Annotated in this window: 17 protein-coding genes and 1 pseudogene; 13 read left to right on the top strand and 5 right to left on the bottom strand. The window is 66.7% G+C overall.

What is annotated here, in order from left to right; genetic code table 11:
• Nucleotides 1-14: 14 nt before the first annotated feature.
• Nucleotides 15-689, bottom strand: coding sequence for a RadC family protein (gene radC, locus MXC11_RS10225; protein ID WP_250010119.1), 675 nt, complete (start codon nucleotides 687-689; stop codon nucleotides 15-17).
• A 177-nt stretch (nucleotides 690-866) separates the two neighbouring features.
• Here radC and coaBC point away from each other — a divergent pair, with 177 nt between their 5' ends.
• The 4 genes and pseudogenes from coaBC (at nucleotide 867) to argB (ending at nucleotide 4,906) form a co-directional block, all read left to right on the top strand.
• Nucleotides 867-2,075 carry a bifunctional phosphopantothenoylcysteine decarboxylase/phosphopantothenate--cysteine ligase CoaBC gene (gene coaBC, locus MXC11_RS10230; RefSeq protein ID WP_250010103.1) on the top strand — a complete coding sequence of 403 codons (1,209 nt, stop codon included), beginning with the start codon at nucleotides 867-869 and terminating at the stop codon, nucleotides 2,073-2,075.
• Between the two features lie 6 nt (nucleotides 2,076-2,081).
• Nucleotides 2,082-2,537 carry a dUTP diphosphatase gene (gene dut / locus MXC11_RS10235; RefSeq protein ID WP_250010104.1) on the top strand — a complete coding sequence of 152 codons (456 nt, stop codon included), beginning with the start codon at nucleotides 2,082-2,084 and terminating at the stop codon, nucleotides 2,535-2,537.
• Between the two features lie 41 nt (nucleotides 2,538-2,578).
• A pseudogene (locus MXC11_RS10240) lies at nucleotides 2,579-3,985 on the top strand (phosphomannomutase/phosphoglucomutase); the annotation flags it as partial.
• Nucleotides 3,986-4,000: 15 nt separating this feature from the next.
• Nucleotides 4,001-4,906: an acetylglutamate kinase gene (gene argB, locus MXC11_RS10245; RefSeq protein WP_250010106.1), complete on the top strand. Its 906-nt coding sequence runs from the start codon at nucleotides 4,001-4,003 to the stop codon at nucleotides 4,904-4,906.
• Nucleotides 4,907-5,002: 96 nt separating this feature from the next.
• Here the strand turns inward: argB and MXC11_RS10250 are convergent, their stop codons facing one another.
• Together MXC11_RS10250 and pyrE are read right to left on the bottom strand one after the other, a co-directional pair.
• Nucleotides 5,003-6,481 (bottom strand): DUF3360 family protein, encoded by a 1,479-nt coding sequence (locus MXC11_RS10250; RefSeq protein WP_250010107.1) that lies wholly within the window; start codon nucleotides 6,479-6,481, stop codon nucleotides 5,003-5,005.
• A 202-nt stretch (nucleotides 6,482-6,683) separates the two neighbouring features.
• The gene (pyrE, locus tag MXC11_RS10255; RefSeq protein ID WP_250010108.1) at nucleotides 6,684-7,325 is read right to left on the bottom strand and encodes an orotate phosphoribosyltransferase; all 642 of its coding nucleotides are present in this window, start codon (nucleotides 7,323-7,325) and stop codon (nucleotides 6,684-6,686) included.
• 70 nt (nucleotides 7,326-7,395) lie between these two features.
• On the opposite strand from pyrE, the gene MXC11_RS10260 reads away from it, so the two are divergent.
• Nucleotides 7,396-8,175 (top strand): exodeoxyribonuclease III, encoded by a 780-nt coding sequence (locus MXC11_RS10260; protein ID WP_250010109.1) that lies wholly within the window; start codon nucleotides 7,396-7,398, stop codon nucleotides 8,173-8,175.
• 55 nt (nucleotides 8,176-8,230) lie between these two features.
• Here MXC11_RS10260 and rph read toward each other — a convergent pair whose 3' ends face one another.
• Entirely contained in the window at nucleotides 8,231-8,950 is a 720-nt protein-coding gene (gene rph / locus MXC11_RS10265) for a ribonuclease PH (RefSeq protein WP_250010110.1), read from the bottom strand.
• A 211-nt stretch (nucleotides 8,951-9,161) separates the two neighbouring features.
• Here rph and MXC11_RS10270 point away from each other — a divergent pair, with 211 nt between their 5' ends.
• From MXC11_RS10270 to MXC11_RS10290, 5 genes are all read left to right on the top strand, one after another.
• Nucleotides 9,162-10,025, top strand: coding sequence for a YicC/YloC family endoribonuclease (locus tag MXC11_RS10270; RefSeq protein ID WP_250010111.1), 864 nt, complete (start codon nucleotides 9,162-9,164; stop codon nucleotides 10,023-10,025).
• 14 nt (nucleotides 10,026-10,039) lie between these two features.
• Nucleotides 10,040-10,666 (top strand): guanylate kinase, encoded by a 627-nt coding sequence (gene gmk, locus MXC11_RS10275; RefSeq protein ID WP_250010120.1) that lies wholly within the window; start codon nucleotides 10,040-10,042, stop codon nucleotides 10,664-10,666.
• A gap of 101 nt (nucleotides 10,667-10,767) precedes the next feature.
• Complete coding sequence (rpoZ, locus tag MXC11_RS10280) at nucleotides 10,768-11,031, top strand: DNA-directed RNA polymerase subunit omega (RefSeq protein ID WP_250010112.1); 264 nt, start codon at nucleotides 10,768-10,770, stop codon at nucleotides 11,029-11,031.
• Between the two features lie 60 nt (nucleotides 11,032-11,091).
• Nucleotides 11,092-13,203 carry a bifunctional GTP diphosphokinase/guanosine-3',5'-bis pyrophosphate 3'-pyrophosphohydrolase gene (spoT, locus tag MXC11_RS10285; protein ID WP_250010113.1) on the top strand — a complete coding sequence of 704 codons (2,112 nt, stop codon included), beginning with the start codon at nucleotides 11,092-11,094 and terminating at the stop codon, nucleotides 13,201-13,203.
• 61 nt (nucleotides 13,204-13,264) lie between these two features.
• Complete coding sequence (locus MXC11_RS10290; protein WP_250010114.1) at nucleotides 13,265-13,648, top strand: RidA family protein; 384 nt, start codon at nucleotides 13,265-13,267, stop codon at nucleotides 13,646-13,648.
• 103 nt (nucleotides 13,649-13,751) lie between these two features.
• Here MXC11_RS10290 and MXC11_RS10295 read toward each other — a convergent pair whose 3' ends face one another.
• Nucleotides 13,752-14,603, bottom strand: coding sequence for an NAD-dependent epimerase/dehydratase family protein (locus MXC11_RS10295; RefSeq protein ID WP_250010115.1), 852 nt, complete (start codon nucleotides 14,601-14,603; stop codon nucleotides 13,752-13,754).
• A gap of 130 nt (nucleotides 14,604-14,733) precedes the next feature.
• Here MXC11_RS10295 and MXC11_RS10300 point away from each other — a divergent pair, with 130 nt between their 5' ends.
• From MXC11_RS10300 to MXC11_RS10310, 3 genes are all read left to right on the top strand, one after another.
• Entirely contained in the window at nucleotides 14,734-15,672 is a 939-nt protein-coding gene (locus tag MXC11_RS10300) for a hydrogen peroxide-inducible genes activator (protein WP_250010116.1), read from the top strand.
• Complete coding sequence (gene recG / locus MXC11_RS10305; RefSeq protein WP_250010117.1) at nucleotides 15,669-17,744, top strand: ATP-dependent DNA helicase RecG; 2,076 nt, start codon at nucleotides 15,669-15,671, stop codon at nucleotides 17,742-17,744. The genes MXC11_RS10300 and recG overlap by 4 nt, the downstream gene beginning before the upstream one ends.
• A gap of 55 nt (nucleotides 17,745-17,799) precedes the next feature.
• On the top strand, nucleotides 17,800-18,491 hold a 692-nt coding region (locus MXC11_RS10310), incomplete at its 3' end, for an oleate hydratase (protein ID WP_250010118.1).

Below are 18,491 nucleotides of genomic sequence, written 5' to 3' on the forward strand. Positions count from 1 at the left end.
AGCGTGCCGGCGGTTCAGACCCAGCCATACTCGGCCATCGACACCGGTTCGCCATCACCGACAATGAAATGATCCAGCACCCGCACCTCGACCAGCGCCAGCGCTTCCTTGAGCCGCGCGGTGAGCTGGCGATCGGCCTGACTGGGCTCGGCCACGCCGGAGGGGTGGTTGTGGGTGAGGATCAACGCGGCGGCGTTGTGGGCCAGCGCGCGCTTGACCACCTGACGCGGATAGACACTCGCGCCATCGATCGAGCCCTGAAACAGCACCTCGAAGGCCAGCACCCGGTGGCGAGTGTCCAGAAACAGGCAGGCGAACACCTCATGGGGCTCATGGCGCAGGCGCGCCTTGAGGTAGTCACGCACCGCCTGCGGGCTTTCCAGCGCCGAATCGCGCTGGATACGCGCCGCCAGATGCCGGCGCCCCATCTCCAGCACCGCCTGCAGCTGGGTGTACTTGGCCGGCCCCAGCCCCAGATGAGCGGAAAACTCCTCAAGATCCGCCTCCAGCAGCTGGCGCAGTCCGCCGAACTCGGCCAGCAGGTAGCGGGCCAGATCCACCGCGCTGCGCCCGGCCACCCCGGTGCGCAGGAAGATCGCCAGCAGCTCGGCATCACTGAGCGCGGCCGGCCCCTGAGCGAGGAGCTTCTCCCGGGGCCGTTCGGCCGCTGGCCAGTCGCGGATACTCATCGTCATGCACCTCCTTGTGTCTGCCGGCGGCGTGCCCGCTGCCCCCTGCAGGCGTGCCGGGGTGCTGTGCTATCTTAGCCGGCACCCTGCACACCCGCCGGTGCGGGTCGTGATCCGCATCACGCCCTGCATCATCGCCCCGCAGTTCACCTCCAACCACAACGACAAGGCAGATCCATGCAGCGGCTGCAGCGCAAACGTATCGTCCTGGGGATCGGTGGCGGCATCGCCGCCTACAAGAGTGCCGAACTGGTGCGCCGCCTGCGCGAGCAAGGTGCCGAGGTGCGCGTGGTGATGACCCGCGCCGCCCGCGAGTTCATCACCCCGCTGACCCTGCAGGCGCTGTCCGGGCATCCGGTGTTCAACGATTTGCTCGACCCGGCCGCCGAGGCGGCGATGGGCCATATCGAACTGGCGCGCTGGGCCGACCTGATCATCGTCGCCCCGGCCACTGCCGACCTGATGGCACGCCTGGCCCAGGGCATTGCTGACGATCTCTTGACCACCCTGGTGCTGGCCACCGACGCACCGGTGGCGCTGGCGCCGGCGATGAACCAGGCGATGTGGCGTGATCCGGCCACCCAGGCCAACGCGGCGCTGCTGCAACAGCGCGGCCTGCGCCTGTTCGGCCCGGGCAGCGGCAGCCAGGCCTGTGGCGACACCGGTCCCGGGCGCATGCTCGAAGCGGATGAGCTGGCCCAGCGCGCCGCCGACTGCTTCGAGCGCGGCCTGCTCACCGGCTGCCGGGTGCTGATCACCGCCGGTCCCACCCAAGAGGCGATCGACCCGGTGCGCTATATCAGCAACCACAGCTCCGGCAAGATGGGCTTTGCCCTCGCCGAAGCCGCCGCCGAGGCAGGCGCGCTGGTCACCCTGGTCAGCGGCCCGGTGCATCTGCCCACCCCACAGCGCGTTACCCGCATCGATGTGCTCAGCGCCCGCGACATGCTCGCCGCCTGCGAGGCCGCCCTGCCCTGCGAGCTGCTGATTGCCGCCGCCGCGGTCGCTGACTACCGCCCCGAGCACATCGCCACCCAGAAGATGAAGAAGGACCCCGGCAGCGATGCCGGCCTGACCCTGCGCCTGGTACGCAACCCGGACATCCTCGCCACCCTCGCCGCCCGCCGCGACCGGCCGTTCTGTGTCGGTTTTGCCGCCGAGACCGAACACCTGCTCGAGTACGCGGCGCGCAAGCTCAAGGACAAGAACCTCGATCTGATCGTCGCCAACGATGTGGCCAACCCGGCGATCGGCTTCAACAGTGCCGACAACGCGGTCTGCGTGATCGACCGCGCGCTGCAGGCCACCCGCTTCGAGCAGGCCAGCAAGGGGCAGATTGCCCGCCAGCTGATCACCTTCATCGCCGACCGTTACCACCGGAGCTGATTTTCGATGCACGCACTGCAAGCCAGGATCCTCGATCCGCGCCTGGGCCGCGACTTCCCGCTGCCCGACTACGCCACCTCCGGCTCCGCCGGTCTCGACCTGCGCGCCCTGCTGCCAGAGGATCTGACCCTGGAGCCTGGTCAGACCGTACTGATCCCCACCGGGCTGGCGATCCACATTGCCGACCCGAACCTCGCGGCGCTGATCCTGCCGCGCTCGGGGCTCGGCCATAAACACGGCATCGTGCTCGGCAATCTGGTCGGGCTGATCGACTCCGACTACCAGGGCGAGCTGATGGTCTCCTGCTGGAACCGCGGGCAGAGCGCCTTCACGATCAGCGTGGGCGAGCGCATCGCCCAGCTGGTACTGGTGCCGGTGGTGCAGGCGCGCTTCGAGCTGGTCGAGGCCTTCGATGACAGCCTGCGCGGCAGCGGCGGCTTCGGCCACAGCGGCCGGCAATAACCCCTTTTCACCGCAGGCCCCGGCCTGTCTTGCGACCTCACATGGAGTATCCCCGCATCATGACCCCCGCTTGCGCCTTGCCCGCCGGCATCTTCCGCGCCTATGACATTCGCGGCATCGTCGGCGACAGCCTGACCCGCGACACTGCCTACTGGATCGGCCGCGCCATCGGCGCCGAGAGCCTGGCCTGCGGCGAGCCGGCCGTGGTGGTCGGCCGGGATGGCCGGCTGTCCGGCCCGGTGCTGGTCGAGGGCCTGATCGAGGGGCTGGTCGAGGCGGGCTGCCAGGTCACCGATGTCGGCATGGTGCCGACCCCGGTGCTGTACTTTGCCGCCAACACCCTCGGCCCGCGCAGCGGCGTGATGGTCACCGGCAGCCACAACCCGCCGGACTACAACGGCTTCAAGATCATGATCGCCGGCGAGACCCTCTCCGGCGCGCGCATCCAGCGCCTCTACCAGCGCCTGCAGCAGGACGAACTGAGCCAGGGCGCCGGCAGCCGCGCCAGCGCTGAGATCCTCGACGCCTACCGCACGCGGATCCTCAGTGACGTCACGCTCGCCCGTCCGCTCAAGGTGGTGGTCGATTGCGGCAACGGCGTGGCCGGGGTCAACGCCCCCGAGCTGATCGCAGCGCTCGGCTGCGAGGTGATCCCCCTGTTCTGCGAGGTGGATGGCACCTTCCCCAACCACCACCCCGATCCCGGCAAGCCGGAGAACCTCGAAGACCTGATCGCCGTGGTCAAGGCGCACGGCGCCGACCTTGGCCTGGCCTTTGACGGCGACGGCGACCGGGTCGGCGTGGTGACCGATCAGGGCGAGATGATCTACCCCGACCGTCTGCTAATGCTGTTCGCCCGCGACGTGCTGAGCCGCAACCCCGGCGCGCAGATCATCTACGATGTCAAATGCACCCGTGCCCTGGCCGGGCTGATCCGCCAGCACGGCGGCGCGCCGCTGATGTGGAAGACCGGCCACTCGCTGATCAAGGCCAAGATGAAGGAAACCGGCGCGCTGCTGGCCGGTGAGATGAGCGGGCATATCTTCTTCAAGGAGCGCTGGTACGGTTTCGATGACGGCATCTACAGTGCGGTACGCCTGCTGGAGATCCTCGCCGCCGACGGGCGCCGCGCCAGCGAACTGTTCGCCGACTTCCCGGTGGCGCTGTCGACCCCGGAGATCAACATCAGCGTCGGTGACGAGCGCAAGTTCGCCCTGATCGAGGCCCTGCAGCGCGAGGCGCAGTGGGGTGAGCAGGCCGAACCCTTCACCCTGGACGGGGTGCGCATCGACTATCCCTACGGCTGGGGCCTGGTGCGCGCATCCAACACCACTCCGGTGCTGGTGATGCGCTTTGAGGCCGACAGCGCCGAGCAACTGGCGCAGATCCAGCAGGTCTTCCGTGATCAGCTCAAGGCGCTGGCCGGCGATCTGCAACTGCCCTTCTGATAACTGGAGAGTTCCATGCCCCTGCAACGTGACGCCGCCGCCGAGGTGGCCAAGGTCCTCGCCGAGGCCCTGCCCTATATCCGCCGCTTCTCCGGCAAGACCCTGGTGGTCAAGTACGGCGGCAACGCCATGGAGAGCGACGAGCTCAAGACCAGCTTCGCCCGCGACATCGTGCTGATGAAGGCGGTCGGCATCAACCCGGTGGTGGTGCATGGCGGCGGCCCGCAGATCGGTGATCTGCTCAAGCGCCTGTCGATCGAGAGCCACTTCGTCGATGGCATGCGCGTCACCGACAGCGCGACCATGGACGTGGTGGAGATGGTGCTGGGCGGCCAGGTCAACAAGGACATCGTCAATCTGATCAACCAGCACGGCGGCAGCGCCATCGGCCTGACCGGTAAAGATGCCGGGCTGATCCGCGCCAAGAAGCTCAAGGTCACCCGCCAGACCCCGGAGATGACCCAACCGGAAATCATCGACATCGGCCACGTCGGTGAGGTGGTCTCGGTGAATGTCGAGCTGCTGAACATGCTGGTGGCCGGCGACTTCATCCCGGTGATTGCACCGATCGGCGTTGGTGAGGACGGCGAGTCCTACAACATCAACGCCGACCTGGTCGCTGGCAAAGTGGCCGAAGCGCTCAAGTGCGAGAAGCTGATGCTGCTGACCAACATCGCCGGGTTGATGGACAAACAGGGCCAGGTGCTGACCGGGCTGTCTACCGCCCAGGTCGATGCGCTGATTGCCGATGGCACCATCTACGGCGGCATGCTGCCGAAGATCCGCTGCGCGCTGGAGGCGGTGCAGGGCGGCGTACACAGCGCCCACATCATCGATGGCCGGGTGCCCAACGCGGTGCTGCTGGAGATCTTCACCGACAGCGGCGTCGGTACGCTGATCAGTAACGACGAGCGTAGCTGAGCCTCACGATCCGCGTAAAACGCAGAAGGGGCACCGCAGGGCGCCCCTTCTTTTTTACACACGGTCAGCAGCCGGCCCGCACGCGGGCCGTCCATCTTATGCCGCCGCGTTACGGAACGACTCCAGCAGCGCCGGGATGCCCGGGAACATGCCGATGCCGGCCATGATGGCGCACAGCAGCAGGAACACCACCCCCGGAATCACCCAGCGATCGCGGTGGCTCATCGCCTGACCACGGGCCTTGTCACCGATCAGGCCGAGGTTGTCGAGCAGCACGGTCAGCGACCAGCCAAACACTGGATTCACCAGCGCCGAAGCAAAGATCACGATGGCCGCCGACTGCGAGGTCTTGCCCTCGCGGGTCATCTGCATGCCGGCTTCCAGCAGCGGCAGGAACACGCCGACGATCAGCGCCACGCTCAGGACCGGCTTCCAGACCGCCAGATCCATCGGGTAGCCCCAGAGCGCCGCAACCACGCAAAGCAGACCGGTGAGCAGCGCTCCGGCCGGAATCGGTCGCTTGGCAATCGAGGCCGGCACCATGAAGGTGCCCCAGGAAGATGCCAGGTTACCACCGCCCAAAGTCGTGCCGACCACCTGACGCGCCGCTGCGATGCACATGGTGTCATCGATGTTCATCAGCACTTTCTTGGCCTTGGGCGGGTAGTTCAGCTCCTGGAAGATCCGGTGGCCCAGAAAATCCGGCGACCACATGGCCACCGCCAGCACGGCAAACGGCGCCACGGCGATGAAGTGGTGCAGCTGCGGCAGACCCAGCTGCCAGCCGGTATCCTCACCCCACCAGTAGGCCGGGTTCAGGTTGGGAATCCCCGGCTCAGTCTTGAACTCGAAGGGCGCACCAAAGGCAAAGGCAATCACCGCCGCCATGATCGAACCGAGCGGAATCGCCAGCCAGCGCATGCGGATGTGCTCGAGGTAGGCGTACATGACGATGGTGGCAAAGACGATCACAAAGGCGATGTAGCCCATGTCAAAGCCATCCGCCCAGGCAAACAGGCTCTTGATCTGCGAGGTGATGCCGATGAAGCCGAGGAACAGCAGCAAGCCGCCACACACCCCGTCACTGGTCAGCCTGGCCAGCAGGCTGCCGCCCTTGAAGATGCCGAGGAAGAAGCCCAGCACCCCGACCATGATGCCCAGCGCCATCGGGTGACCACCGGAGGCAACGATCAGCGGAATCAGCGGAATCAGCGGACCGTGGGTACCGGCCAGGTTGGCATTGGGGTTGAGCACCCCGGAAAACAGCACCACGAACAGGATCGCGGCAATCAGCATCTCGAAGCGGGCGTTCTCGATGACAAACTCGCTGGACAGCCCAAGCGGCCCGGCAAAGGCGGCGACCACCGCGGCGACCATGACGATCTTGCCGATGGTGGCAGCCATGGCCGGCACCCAGTCTTCCAGCTCAAAACGGTAGTCGCGGCCCGGCAGGTTGATGGCCCAGCGCCGCGGCTGCATGATCGTCAGCTCGTGGTTGAGGTACTCCTCGCGGGAGGCGAAGCTCTTGCTGGGACGATGAAGCTCTCGATAGTTCTTCTGGTTGTTCTCGCTCATACGTTCAACTATTGAAAAGTCCGGATTAAAGGCAAAGGCCGGCCCTGGCCGAGCTGCCCTGTTTAATCGCTTTTATTCTTTTTCTGGCGGGCGGGCATGTTGCGCATGACCGCGGGGGTGGCCATGGACCGACCGAAGCCGGTCCAGAAGAAGGAGCTTTTTAATAGTTGTTATGTATGCAGGCCTGGTGGCTGCCGACCGCTCAAATTCCGTATTGCGCCCGGTAGGCTTCCACCGCGCTCAGGTGCTGACACAGCTCCTGATCGCCGGCCAGATAATCCAGCACTTGGCGCAGCGAGACAATGCTCACCACGGGTATACCATAGTCGCGCTCGACTTCCTGGATCGCCGAGAGTTCCCCCTGGCCACGCTCCTCGCGGTTGAGTGCAATCAGCACGCCGGCGGCCTGGGCGCCCTGGGCCTGGATGATCTGCATCACCTCGCGGATCGCGGTGCCGGCGGTGATCACATCATCGACGATAAGCGCGCGGCCCTGCAGCGGCGCACCGACCAGGGTACCGCCCTCACCGTGCGACTTGGCTTCCTTGCGGTTGAAGCACCAGGGCAGGTCGCGGCCATGCTGCTCAGCCAGCGCCACGGCGGTCGCACTGACCAGCGGGATGCCCTTGTAGGCCGGCCCGAACAGCACATCGAACTCCAGACCGCTGGCCTGGACCGCCTCGGCGTAGAAGCGCCCGAGGCGCGCCAGCGCCAGGCCACTGTTGAACAGGCCGGCGTTGAAGAAGTAGGGGCTGGTGCGCCCGGACTTGAGGGTAAATTCGCCAAAACGCAGCACGCCACGTTCGATGGCAAAACGAATGAATTCCCGCTGATATGCCTGCATGAGAGTCCCGATTTAGCAAAAAAAGCCGAGGTTCGGGTATGATACACACAGCTTTTTTCAGGGGCCATTTATGCGGATTGTCAGTGTAAACGTGAACGGTATGCAGAGCGCCGTCGAGCGTGGACTGCTCGGCTGGCTGCAGGGTCAGAATGCCGACGTGATCTGTCTGCAGGACACCCGTGCCACCTGTTACGACATGGAAGATCCGGACTGGCAACTGGACGGCTACACGGTGTACGCCGTCGATGCCGAGGTGCCAAGCCAAGGCGGGGTGGCCATCTACACCCGCCTGCAGCCCAAGGCGATCATCTTTGGCCTGGGCTTCGAGCAGGCGGATCGCTATGGCCGCTACCTGCAGGCCGACTTCGACAAGGTCAGCATTGCCAGCCTGCTGATGCCCAGCGGCCAGAAGGGCGACGAGGACCTGAACGCCAAGTTCAAGTTCATGGACGACTTCACCACCTACCTGAACAAGCAGCGCCGCAAGCGCCGCGAGTACATCTACTGCAGCTCGCTGTACGTCGCCCACCAGAAGCTCGACGTGAAGAACTGGCGCGATTGCCAGCAGATGGCCGGCTTCCTCGCCCCGGAGCGGGCCTGGATGGACGAGGTGATCGGCAACCTCGGCTATGTCGATGCGCTGCGCGAGGTCAGCCGCGAGGGCGATCAGTACAGCTGGTGGCCGGAAACCGAGCAGGCGGCCCTGCTTAATCTGGGGTTCCGCTTCGACTACCAGCTGCTCACCCCGGGACTGCGCCGCTTCGTGCGTGATGCGCGTCTGCCGCGCCAGCCGCGCTTCTCCCAGCACGCGCCGCTGGTGGTCGATTACGACTGGACGCTCAGCGTCTGAAACCACGCGCAGCAAAAAGCCGACCCAAGGGTCGGCTTTTTTATGCCCGCTAGGCTCAGCCAGCCAGCGCCGCGCGCTGCAGCTCGAACAGCTCTTCAACGCCTTTGCGGGCCAGCGCCAGCATCGCGTTGAGTTCTTCAGGCTGGAACGGCGCCCCCTCGGCGGTGCCCTGCACCTCGATGAAGCCGCCGGCATCGGTCATCACCACGTTGAGATCGGTGTCTGCCGCCACATCTTCCGGGTAATCCAGATCCAGCACCGGCACGCCGTCGCAGATCCCCACCGAGACCGCGGCCACCAGCTGCTTGAGCGGATTCTGCTTGAGAGCGCCGCGCTTCTTCAGGCTCTCCAGCGCATCGATCAGCGCCACGGTGGCTCCAGTGATCGAGGCGGTACGGGTACCGCCGTCGGCCTGGATCACGTCGCAGTCGATGTACAGGGTGTATTCGCCCAGCTTGGTCAGATCCAGCGCTGCGCGCAGCGAGCGGCCGATCAGACGCTGGATCTCCAGGGTGCGCCCGCCCTGCTTGCCCCGGCTGGCCTCGCGCGGATTGCGCGAGCCGGTGGCGCGCGGCAGCATGCCGTATTCAGCGGTCAGCCAGCCCTGCCCCTGACCCTTGAGAAAACGCGGCACCCCGGCCTCGACACTGACCGTGCAGATCACCTTGGTGTCACCGAACTCGATCAGCACCGAGCCCTCGGCATGCTTGGTGTAATGGCGGGTGATGCGGATCGGGCGCATCTGATCGGCGGCGCGACCACTGGGACGGTTCATGGGCAAATCCTGTGTAGTTCCAGAAACGGCAGGCGGGCCGGCGCCGCTGCGCGGAGCAGGATGGCTGGGACCAGCATACGATGGGGCTGCATTATAGGCCGCCCACCGCCACGGCAACCACCGCCACGCACACCGTTGGGTGGTCGGTGCGAGTCGGGTAGACTGCGCGCTTTGGGCGCCGGCGCCCGTCCATCCACCGCGAGGATCGCCCATGGTACACAGCATGACCGCCTTCGCCCGGCTTGAGCACAGCGGGCCTTACGGCACCCTGAGCTGGGAGCTGCGCTCGGTCAACCACCGCTATCTGGAGCCGCACCTGCGCCTGCCGGACGCGCTGCGCGACCTGGAAGGCAACGTGCGCGAGGCTCTGCGTCAGGGTCTGGCGCGCGGCAAGGTCGAATGCACCCTGCGCCTCAACGAGGCCGAGCGCCCGCAGCGCCTGGACATCGACCGCGAGCGCGCCGCCCAGCTGGTCAGCGCAGCCGAGGCCGTGGCGGCACTGATCCGCCAGCCAGCGCCGATTGACCCGCTAGCAGTACTGGCCTGGCCGGGCGTGCTGGCCAGCGACAGCGCCGATCAGGCAGAGCTGCAGGCCAGTGCACTGGCGCTGTTTGCCGAGGTGCTCGAAGAGCTGCGTCAGGGCCGCGCCCGCGAAGGGGCGGCGCTGGCAGCGCTGCTTGAAGAGCGCCTTGAGGGCATCGAGCAGGAAGTCGCCACCCTGCGTGAGCAGGTGCCGCAGATGCTCGCCCTGCAGCGGCAGAAGATCCTCGAGCGCTGCCGCGAACTGGCGGTAGAGCTGGACAGCAGCCGGCTCGAGCAGGAGCTGGTGCTGCTGGCGCAAAAGAGCGATGTGGCCGAAGAGCTCGACCGCCTCGCCACCCATGTGCGCGAAGTGCGCCGGGTGCTGAAGGCCGGCGGTGCAGCCGGACGGCGCCTGGACTTTCTCATGCAGGAACTCAACCGCGAAGCCAACACCCTAGGCTCCAAGGCGTTCGACCCGCGTTCCACCCAGGCGGCGGTCAACCTCAAGGTGCTGATCGAACAGATGCGCGAACAAGTGCAGAACATCGAGTGATTCCCGTGACAGACATGCTCCCAAGCGCCGCCCCCGGCACCCTGTACATCGTTTCCGCGCCCTCCGGCGCCGGCAAGACCAGCCTGGTCAAGGCCCTGCTCGACAGCAACGAGCAGATCCGCGTCTCGGTCTCCCATACCACCCGCGCCATGCGCCCGGGCGAGGTGGATGGCGTCAACTACCACTTCATCAACCACGACACCTTCCGCGACATGCGCGCCCAGGATGCCTTCCTGGAGCATGCCGAGGTGTTCGGCAACTTTTACGGCACCTCGCGCCACTGGGTCGAGCAGACCCTCAACGAGGGCTTTGACCTGATTCTGGAAATCGACTGGCAGGGCGCCCAGCAGGTGCGCCAGCTGATGCCGCACGCCCAGTCGATCTTCATCCTGCCGCCCTCCCAGGAGGCGCTGCGCCAGCGCCTGAACAACCGCGGCCAGGACAGCGAGGAGATCATCGAGACGCGCATGCGCGAGGCGGTCAGCGAGATGAGCCATTTCCACGAATACGACTACGTGGTGATCAACGACCAGTTCCGCCACGCGCTGGAGGATCTCAAGGCGATCTTCCGCGCCCGCCAGCTGCATCAGCCGGCCCAGCGCCGTCGGCATGCCGGGCTGCTGGAAAGCCTGCTCGGCTGACGCCGATGCACGCAACCCTTCCCTAACCGGGGACGATTTTCTAGACTAGCCAATCCGCCCGGCTTGCCGGGCACTTGTCGTTATACCTGCCGAGGAACACCATGGCCCGCGTCACCGTTGAAGACTGCCTGGAAAACGTCGATAACCGCTTCGAACTGGTCATGCTGGCCAGCAAGCGCGCCCGCCAGCTGGCAACCGGCGGCAAGGAGCCGAAAGTGGCCTGGGACAACGACAAGCCGACCGTCGTCGCCCTGCGTGAAATCGCCGAAGGCCTGGTCAATGATGAAGTCGTGCAGCAGGAAGCGCTGGTCGAAGACGAGCCGCTGTTCGCTGCATTCGAGGAAGACAACAGCGAGACGATCTGACTCACCGGGTCGACGTAGCGCACCCCGAACGGCCGGCCCAGACCGGCGTGGAGTGATGCAATGCCCAGCATAGACGCCTTCGCCGACCGTATCAGTCGCTATCTCGATCCGGACCAGGTCAACCTGGTCCGTCGCGCCTACTACTACGCCGAGCAGGCCCACGATGGCCAGCGCCGGCGCAGTGGCGAACCCTATGTGACCCACCCGCTGGCGGTGGCCAACATCCTCTCCGAAATGCACATGGACCATCAGAGCCTGATGGCCGCCATGCTGCACGATGTCATCGAAGACACCGGTATCCCCAAAGAAGCCCTGACCGCCCAGTTCGGGGAAACCGTCGCCGAGCTGGTCGATGGGGTCAGCAAGCTGACCCAGATGGACTCGCAGACCAAGGCCGAGGCCCAGGCCGAGAACTTCCAGAAAATGGCCATGGCCATGGCCCGCGACATCCGGGTGATTCTGGTCAAGCTGGCCGACCGTCTGCACAACATGCGCACCCTCGATGCCATGCCCCACGACAAGCGCCGGCGCATCGCCCGCGAGACGCTGGAGATCTACGCACCGATCGCCAATCGTCTGGGCATGCACGCCACCTTCGCTGAATTTGAGGATCTGGGCTTCAAGGCCATGCACCCGATGCGCTCGGAGCGCATCCGCCGCGCGGTGAAGATGGCCCGCGGCAACCGCCGCGAGATCGTCGGCAAGATCCAGGAATCGCTGAGCCACTGCCTGTCCCGCGAGGGCCTGCCAGGCGAGATCAGCGGCCGCGAGAAGCACCTCTACAGCATCTACGAGAAGATGCGCGGCAAGAAACGCTCGTTCAGCGAAATCATGGACGTCTATGCGTTTCGCATCGTGGTCGACAAGGTCGATACCTGCTACCGGGTGCTCGGGGCGGTGCACAGCCTGTACAAGCCGATCCCCGGCCGCTTCAAGGACTATATCGCCATCCCCAAGGCCAATGGCTACCAGTCGCTGCACACCACGCTGTTTGGCATGCACGGCGTGCCGATCGAGATCCAGATCCGCACCCGCGAGATGGAGGAGATGGCCAACCACGGCATCGCCGCCCACTGGCTGTACAAGTCCGGTGAAGAGGACAGCCCGCGCGGCACCCACGCCCGCGCCCGCCAGTGGATCAAGGGCGTGCTGGAGCTGCAGCAGCGCGCCGGCAACTCCCTGGAGTTCATCGAGAACGTGAAGATCGACCTGTTCCCCGACGAGGTCTACATCTTCACCCCCAAGGGCCGGATCATGGAGCTGCCCAAGGGCTCCACGGCGGTCGATTTCGCCTATGCCGTGCACACCGACGTCGGCAATCACTGCATCGCCTGCCGGATCAACCGCCGCCTGGCGCCGCTGTCCCAGCCGCTGCAAAGCGGCCAGACCGTGGAAATCGTCACCGCACCGACTGCGCGGCCCAACCCGAGCTGGCTGAACTTCGTGGTCACCGGCAAGGCGCGCACCACCATCCGCCATGCACTCAAGCAGCAGCGCCGCTCCGAGTCGGTGCAGCTCGGCGAGCGCCTGCTAAACAAGGCACTGGCCGATCTGGACAGCCATCTTGAGCAGATCAGCCCCGCGCACCTCGAGCAGGTGCTGGGCGAGTACCAGATGCCGCAGCTGGACGATCTGCTCGAAGAGATCGGCCTCGGCAACCGCATGGCCTATGTGATTGCCCGCCGACTGGTCAACGACGGCCACGACGAGGATCATCCCGAGCAGCATGGCCCGCTGGCAATCAGCGGCACCGAAGGGCTGGTGATCAGCTACGCCAAGTGCTGTACGCCGATTCCGGGCGACCCGATCGTCGGCCACCTGTCTGCCGGGCGCGGCATGGTCATTCACCTCGACACCTGCCGCAACATCGCCGAACTGCGCGACTCCCCCGACAAGTGCATCCCGCTGACCTGGGCCAAGGAGGTCGCCGGCGAGTTCAACGTCGAGCTGCGCGTCGAGCTGGAGCATCAGCGCGGTCTGATCGCCCTGCTGGCCGGGGCGGTGTCTAGCGCCGATGCCAACATCGAGAAGATCGGCATGGACGAGCGCGACGGGCGCACCAGCGTGGTCCAGCTGATCGTCAGCGTGGATGACCGCGTGCATCTGGCGCGGGTCATCCGCCGCCTGCGTACCCTGAGCGGCGTGCAGCGCATCACCCGGCTGCGGGCCTGACCCGCGCCCTTTTCACCGGCGGCCGGCACGTCCGGCAGCCATAGCCTTCCCAGGAGATTTCATGAGCAAGCGCGTGATCAGCACCGAACAGGCCCCGGCGGCCATCGGCACCTACTCCCAGGCCATCCAGGCCGGCAACACTGTCTATCTGTCCGGGCAGATCCCGCTGGTACCGGCCACCATGCAGATGGTCGAGGGCGATTTCGAGGCGCAGGCCGTGCAGGTGTTCGAGAACCTCAAGGCGGTCTGCGAAGCGGCCGGCGGCTCGCTGGGCGATATCGTCAAGCTGAACATCTTCCTCACCGACCTCGGCCACTTTGCCACCGTCAACGAGGTGATGAGCCGCTACTTCCAGCAGCCTTACCCTGCGCGCGCGGCGATTGGCGTGGCCTCGCTGCCGCGCGGTGCGCAGGTGGAGATGGACGGCGTGCTGGTCCTCGGCTGACGCCGCCCGCCCCTGCGCGCTGAGGCGCGGGGGCGTATCTGCCATACCGTCACCACCTGCAGCGTTACGCCCGGCGCAGCCCCACAGGCCGGTGCCGCAATGATCAGACCGGGCCCAGCAGCGCGGCATAGCCCGCCCGGTAATCGGGATAGCGCGGCACCCAGCCCAGTGCCCGCGCCCGCGCATTGCTGCAACGCTTGCTGCCACCGCGCCGCGGCGCCGGTTGCGCCAGCACCTGCGTGACGCCCAGCCGCTCGCGCAGCCAGTCGACCACCTCCAGCAGCGGGCTCGGCGCATCATCGACACCGAGATAACAGTCCGCCAGCGCCACGCCAGCCGCATCCTGCTGCAGCAGAAAGGCCAGCAGCGCGGCCGCGTCATCGGCATGAATACGGTTGCCGTACAACGGCTCAGGCGTTGCGGGACGGTAGCCGGCGCGCACCTGATCGAGCAGCCAGGTCCGTCCCGGCCCGTAGATCCCGGCCAGACGCACCGCGGTGGCCGGCAGACCCGAGGCCTGCGCCAGCGCCTCGGCCTCCAGCAGGATACGGCCGTTGTAGGCCTGCGGAGCGCACGGCGAAGCCTCATCGACCCACTCGCCGGCCTGTTGCCCGTACACCCCGGTACTGGAGACGAACAGCACCCGGCGTGGCCGCTGCTGACGCGCCGCCAGCCAGCCCAGCACATGGCGCAGCCCCTCAACGTAGGCCGCGCGATAAGCCGCCTCGCCGCTGCCATCGGGGGTCGCGCAGTAGACCAGATAGTCCGGCGCCTGCTCAGGCCATTGCGCCGGACACGCCGCCTCGCGCAGGTCCGCCGCCACCGGTCGCAGGCCCGCCGGCAGGGCCGCCACGTTGCGGCGCAGGCCATACACGCACCAGCCGGCGGCCAGCAACTGCTGGCCCAGCCGGCTGCCGACATCGCCACAACCGACAATCACCACGGATCGGGACATTTCGCGCACTCCCAGACAAGCCCTGAAAAGCCGCCAGCATCGCCGCGCCCCCGGCGACTGGCAAGCCCGGCATGGTTGGTTGTACAGCGCCCAGACGCTATGCTTGCGCCGTTATCGATGGAATCTGCCTATGACCCTCACCGAACTGCGCTACATCGTCACCCTGGCCCAGGAACAGCACTTTGGCCGTGCCGCCGAGCGCTGCCATGTCAGCCAGCCGACCCTGTCGGTCGGCGTCAAGAAGCTCGAGGACGAGCTGGGCGTGCTGATCTTCGAGCGCACCAAGAGCGCGGTGCGCCTCACCCCGGTCGGTGAGGGCATCGTCGCACAGGCCCAGAAAGTGCTCGAGCAGGCCCAGGGGATTCGCGAACTGGCCCAGGCCGGCAAGAACCAGCTGGCCAGCCCGCTGCGGGTCGGCGCCATCTACACCGTCGGCCCCTACCTGTTCCCGCACCTGATTCCGCAGCTGCACAAGGTCGCCCCCGACATGCCGCTGTACATCGAGGAAAACTTCACCCACATCCTGCGCGACAAGCTGCGCACCGGTGAGCTGGACGCCATCATCATCGCCCTGCCCTTCCAGGAGGCCGATGTGCTGGTCAAGCCGCTCTATGACGAGCCGTTCTTCGTGGTGATGCCCGCCGAGCATCCCTGGACCATGCTCTCCAGCATCGATGCCGCGCTGCTCAACGACAAGAGCCTGCTGCTGCTCGGTGAAGGGCACTGCTTCCGCGATCAGGTACTGGAAGCCTGCCCGGCCACCCGCCGTGGCGACAGCGCCCATCCGCACACCACCGTGGAATCCAGCTCGCTGGAGACCATCCGCCACATGGTCGCCTCGGGGCTGGGGGTCTCGATCCTGCCGTTCTCGGCGGTCGATAATCATCACTACGCCCCCGGGGTGATCGCCATCCGCCCGCTCAGCCCGCCGGTGCCTTACCGCAGCGTAGCGATTGCCTGGCGCGCCAGCTTCCCGCGGCCCAAGGCCATCGAGGTGCTCACCGACTCGATCCGCCTGTGCTCGGTCAAGCGCGCCGCGCAGCCGGCCGAGATGGCCCATCAGCCATGAGCCCACTGGCGCAGGTGGCGGTCACCACGCTCAAGGGCGTGGGACCGGCGCTGGCCGAAAAACTCGCCCGGGTCGGCCTTGAGACCCTGCAGGATGTGCTGTTCCACCTGCCGCTGCGCTATCAGGACCGTACCCGCATCACCCCGATCGGCGCACTGCGCCCCGGCGGCGATGCAGTAGTCGAGGGCGTGGTAGCCGGCGCCGACATCATCAACGGCCGCCGGCGCAGCCTCCTGGTGCGCCTGCAGGATGGCAGCGGCACCCTGTCGCTGCGCTTTTTCCACTTCAGCCAGGCGCAGAAGGAAGCCCTCAAGCGCGGCACCCACCTGCGCTGCTACGGCGAAGTGCGCCCCGGCGCCACCGGCCTTGAGATCTACCATCCCGAATGCCGCACCTTAAGCGGTGACGAGCCGCCGCCGGTCGAGCAGACCCTGACACCCATCTACCCCAGCACCGAAGGCCTGACCCAGCTACGGCTGCGCGCCCTCACCCAGCAGGCGCTGGCCTGGCTCGGCCCCGACAGCCTGCCCGACTGGCTGCCCGAGGCCATGGCCCGCGATTACCAGCTTGCCCCGCTGGACGAGGCGATCCGCTACCTGCACCGCCCACCGGCCGATGCCGATCTGGAGGAGCTGGCCGAGGGCCGCCACTGGGCACAGTACCGTCTGGCCTTCGAGGAGCTGCTGACCCATCAGCTGTCGCTGGCGCGCCTGCGCGACAGCGTGCGCGCCCAGCAGGCACCGCCATTGCCGCGCGCCGCGCGCCTGCCGGCACAGTTTCTCAAGGGCTTGGGCTTTGCCCCGACCGGCGCTCAGCAGCGGGTCGGCGCGGAGATTGCCGATGATCTGACCCAAGCCGCGCCGATGCTGCGCCTGGTGCAGGGCGATGTCGGCGCCGGCAAAACCGTGGTCGCCGCGCTGGCCGCGCTGCAGGCCATCGAGGCGGGCTATCAGGTGGCGCTGATGGCGCCCACCGAAATCCTCGCCGAGCAGCACTTTCTCAACTTCAGCAAGTGGTTTGCGCCGCTGGACATCGAGGTCGCCTGGCTGGCCGGCAAGCTCAAGGGCAAGGCCCGCGCCAGCGCGCTTGCGCGCATCGCCGCCGGCAGCCCGATGGTGGTCGGCACCCATGCGCTGTTCCAGGACGAGGTGCAGTTCAAGAACCTTGCGCTGGTGATCATCGACGAGCAGCACCGCTTTGGCGTGCAGCAGCGTCTGGCGCTGCGCCAGAAAGGCGTGGCCGGACGCCTCTGCCCACACCAGCTGATCATGACCGCTACGCCGATCCCGCGCACCCTGGCGATGAGCGCCTACGCTGACCTCGACACCTCGATCCTCGATGAGCTGCCGCCCGGGCGCACCCCGGTGACCACCCTGGTGATCGCCGACAGCCGGCGCATGGAAGTGGTCGAGCGGGTGCGCGCCGCCTGCGCTGAAGGCCGCCAGGCCTACTGGGTGTGCACACTGATCGAGGAATCCGAGGAGCTGACCTGCCAGGCGGCGCAGAGCACCTTCGAGGAGCTGTCGCTGGCGCTCGGCGAGCTGCGCGTCGGGCTGGTGCATGGACGGATGAAGCCGGCCGAGAAGGCTGCGGTGATGGAGCAGTTCAAGGCCGGTGCGCTGCAGCTTTTGGTCGCCACCACAGTGATCGAGGTCGGGGTGGATGTACCCAATGCCAGCCTGATGATCATCGAAAACCCCGAACGCCTCGGCCTCTCCCAGCTGCACCAGCTACGCGGGCGGGTCGGGCGCGGCAGTGCGGTCAGCCATTGCGTGCTGCTGTATCACGCACCGCTCTCGCACATGGGCCGCGAGCGGCTGGCGATCATGCGCGAGACCTCGGACGGCTTTGTGATCGCCGAGAAGGATCTGGAGCTGCGCGGCCCCGGCGAGATGCTCGGCACCCGCCAGACCGGCCTCTTGCAGTTCAAGGTCGCCGACCTGATGCGCGATGCCGACCTGTTGCCCGCCGCGCGCGAGGCGGCCCGGCAACTGCTCGAGCACTGGCCGTCGCATGTCACGCCGCTGCTGGAGCGCTGGCTACGCCACGGACAGCAGTACGGACAGGTCTGAATACGCCACGCCGACTACACTGCAGTCCATCGGTGGCGCAGGCAACGAGGCGCGCATGACACATCCCACTCCCCCCAATGCCTGGATCGTCGGTGGCGGCATTGCCGCCCTAGCGGCGGCGGTCTATCTGATTCGCGAGGGCGGCCTGCCCGGGCCTGCGGTGACCCTGCTCTGCGCCGACCCAGAGGCCGGTGGCGCGCTGGATGGCAGCGGCTCGCCCGAGCAGGGCTACCTGATCCGCGGCGGGCGGATGTTCGAGGCGCACTTTGCCTGCACCTGGGATCTGCTCTCGGCCATCCCAAGCCTTGATGACCCGCAGCGCTCGGTGCGCGATGAAATCTTCGCCTTCAACCAGCAGGTGGTCTCCGACTCCCACACCCGCCTGCTACGCGGCGGACGCAAGGAGGATGTCTCCTCGTTTGGCCTCGGTCGGCGCGAGCGTTGGGCGCTGATGCGCCTGCACCTGACGCCGGAATCGGCGCTGCAGGGCCGGCGCATCGACCAGTGGTTCAGCAAGGCCTTCTTTGACAGCGTGTTCTGGCAGCTCTGGCGTTCGACCTTCGCCTTCCAGCCGTGGAGCAGCCTCAGCGAGTTTCGCCGCTATGCCCGGCGCTTTCTGCACCTGCTGCCCGGTTTTGAGCGCCTGCAGGGCATCCTGCGCACGCCGTTCAGGGTACCTCTAAAAACACACATCCGAGCTGAGCCAGGCAGTGACGAGCACAACTCCTGGCATCCGAGTGCCGGGGG

This window comes from Pseudomonas eutrophicaquae, from assembly GCF_023544715.1.
Classification (GTDB): domain Bacteria; phylum Pseudomonadota; class Gammaproteobacteria; order Pseudomonadales; family Pseudomonadaceae; genus Geopseudomonas.

Coding starts and splice junctions, on each gene's coding strand:
- radC (WP_250010119.1), bottom strand. CDS start 689: ATGAGTATCCGCGACTGGCCAGCGGCCGAACGGCCCCGGGAGAAGCTC.
- coaBC (WP_250010103.1), top strand. CDS start 867: ATGCAGCGGCTGCAGCGCAAACGTATCGTCCTGGGGATCGGTGGCGGC.
- dut (WP_250010104.1), top strand. CDS start 2,082: ATGCACGCACTGCAAGCCAGGATCCTCGATCCGCGCCTGGGCCGCGAC.
- argB (WP_250010106.1), top strand. CDS start 4,001: ATGCCCCTGCAACGTGACGCCGCCGCCGAGGTGGCCAAGGTCCTCGCC.
- MXC11_RS10250 (WP_250010107.1), bottom strand. CDS start 6,481: ATGAGCGAGAACAACCAGAAGAACTATCGAGAGCTTCATCGTCCCAGC.
- pyrE (WP_250010108.1), bottom strand. CDS start 7,325: ATGCAGGCATATCAGCGGGAATTCATTCGTTTTGCCATCGAACGTGGC.
- MXC11_RS10260 (WP_250010109.1), top strand. CDS start 7,396: ATGCGGATTGTCAGTGTAAACGTGAACGGTATGCAGAGCGCCGTCGAG.
- rph (WP_250010110.1), bottom strand. CDS start 8,950: ATGAACCGTCCCAGTGGTCGCGCCGCCGATCAGATGCGCCCGATCCGC.
- MXC11_RS10270 (WP_250010111.1), top strand. CDS start 9,162: ATGGTACACAGCATGACCGCCTTCGCCCGGCTTGAGCACAGCGGGCCT.
- gmk (WP_250010120.1), top strand. CDS start 10,040: ATGCTCCCAAGCGCCGCCCCCGGCACCCTGTACATCGTTTCCGCGCCC.
- rpoZ (WP_250010112.1), top strand. CDS start 10,768: ATGGCCCGCGTCACCGTTGAAGACTGCCTGGAAAACGTCGATAACCGC.
- spoT (WP_250010113.1), top strand. CDS start 11,092: ATGCCCAGCATAGACGCCTTCGCCGACCGTATCAGTCGCTATCTCGAT.
- MXC11_RS10290 (WP_250010114.1), top strand. CDS start 13,265: ATGAGCAAGCGCGTGATCAGCACCGAACAGGCCCCGGCGGCCATCGGC.
- MXC11_RS10295 (WP_250010115.1), bottom strand. CDS start 14,603: ATGTCCCGATCCGTGGTGATTGTCGGTTGTGGCGATGTCGGCAGCCGG.
- MXC11_RS10300 (WP_250010116.1), top strand. CDS start 14,734: ATGACCCTCACCGAACTGCGCTACATCGTCACCCTGGCCCAGGAACAG.
- recG (WP_250010117.1), top strand. CDS start 15,669: ATGAGCCCACTGGCGCAGGTGGCGGTCACCACGCTCAAGGGCGTGGGA.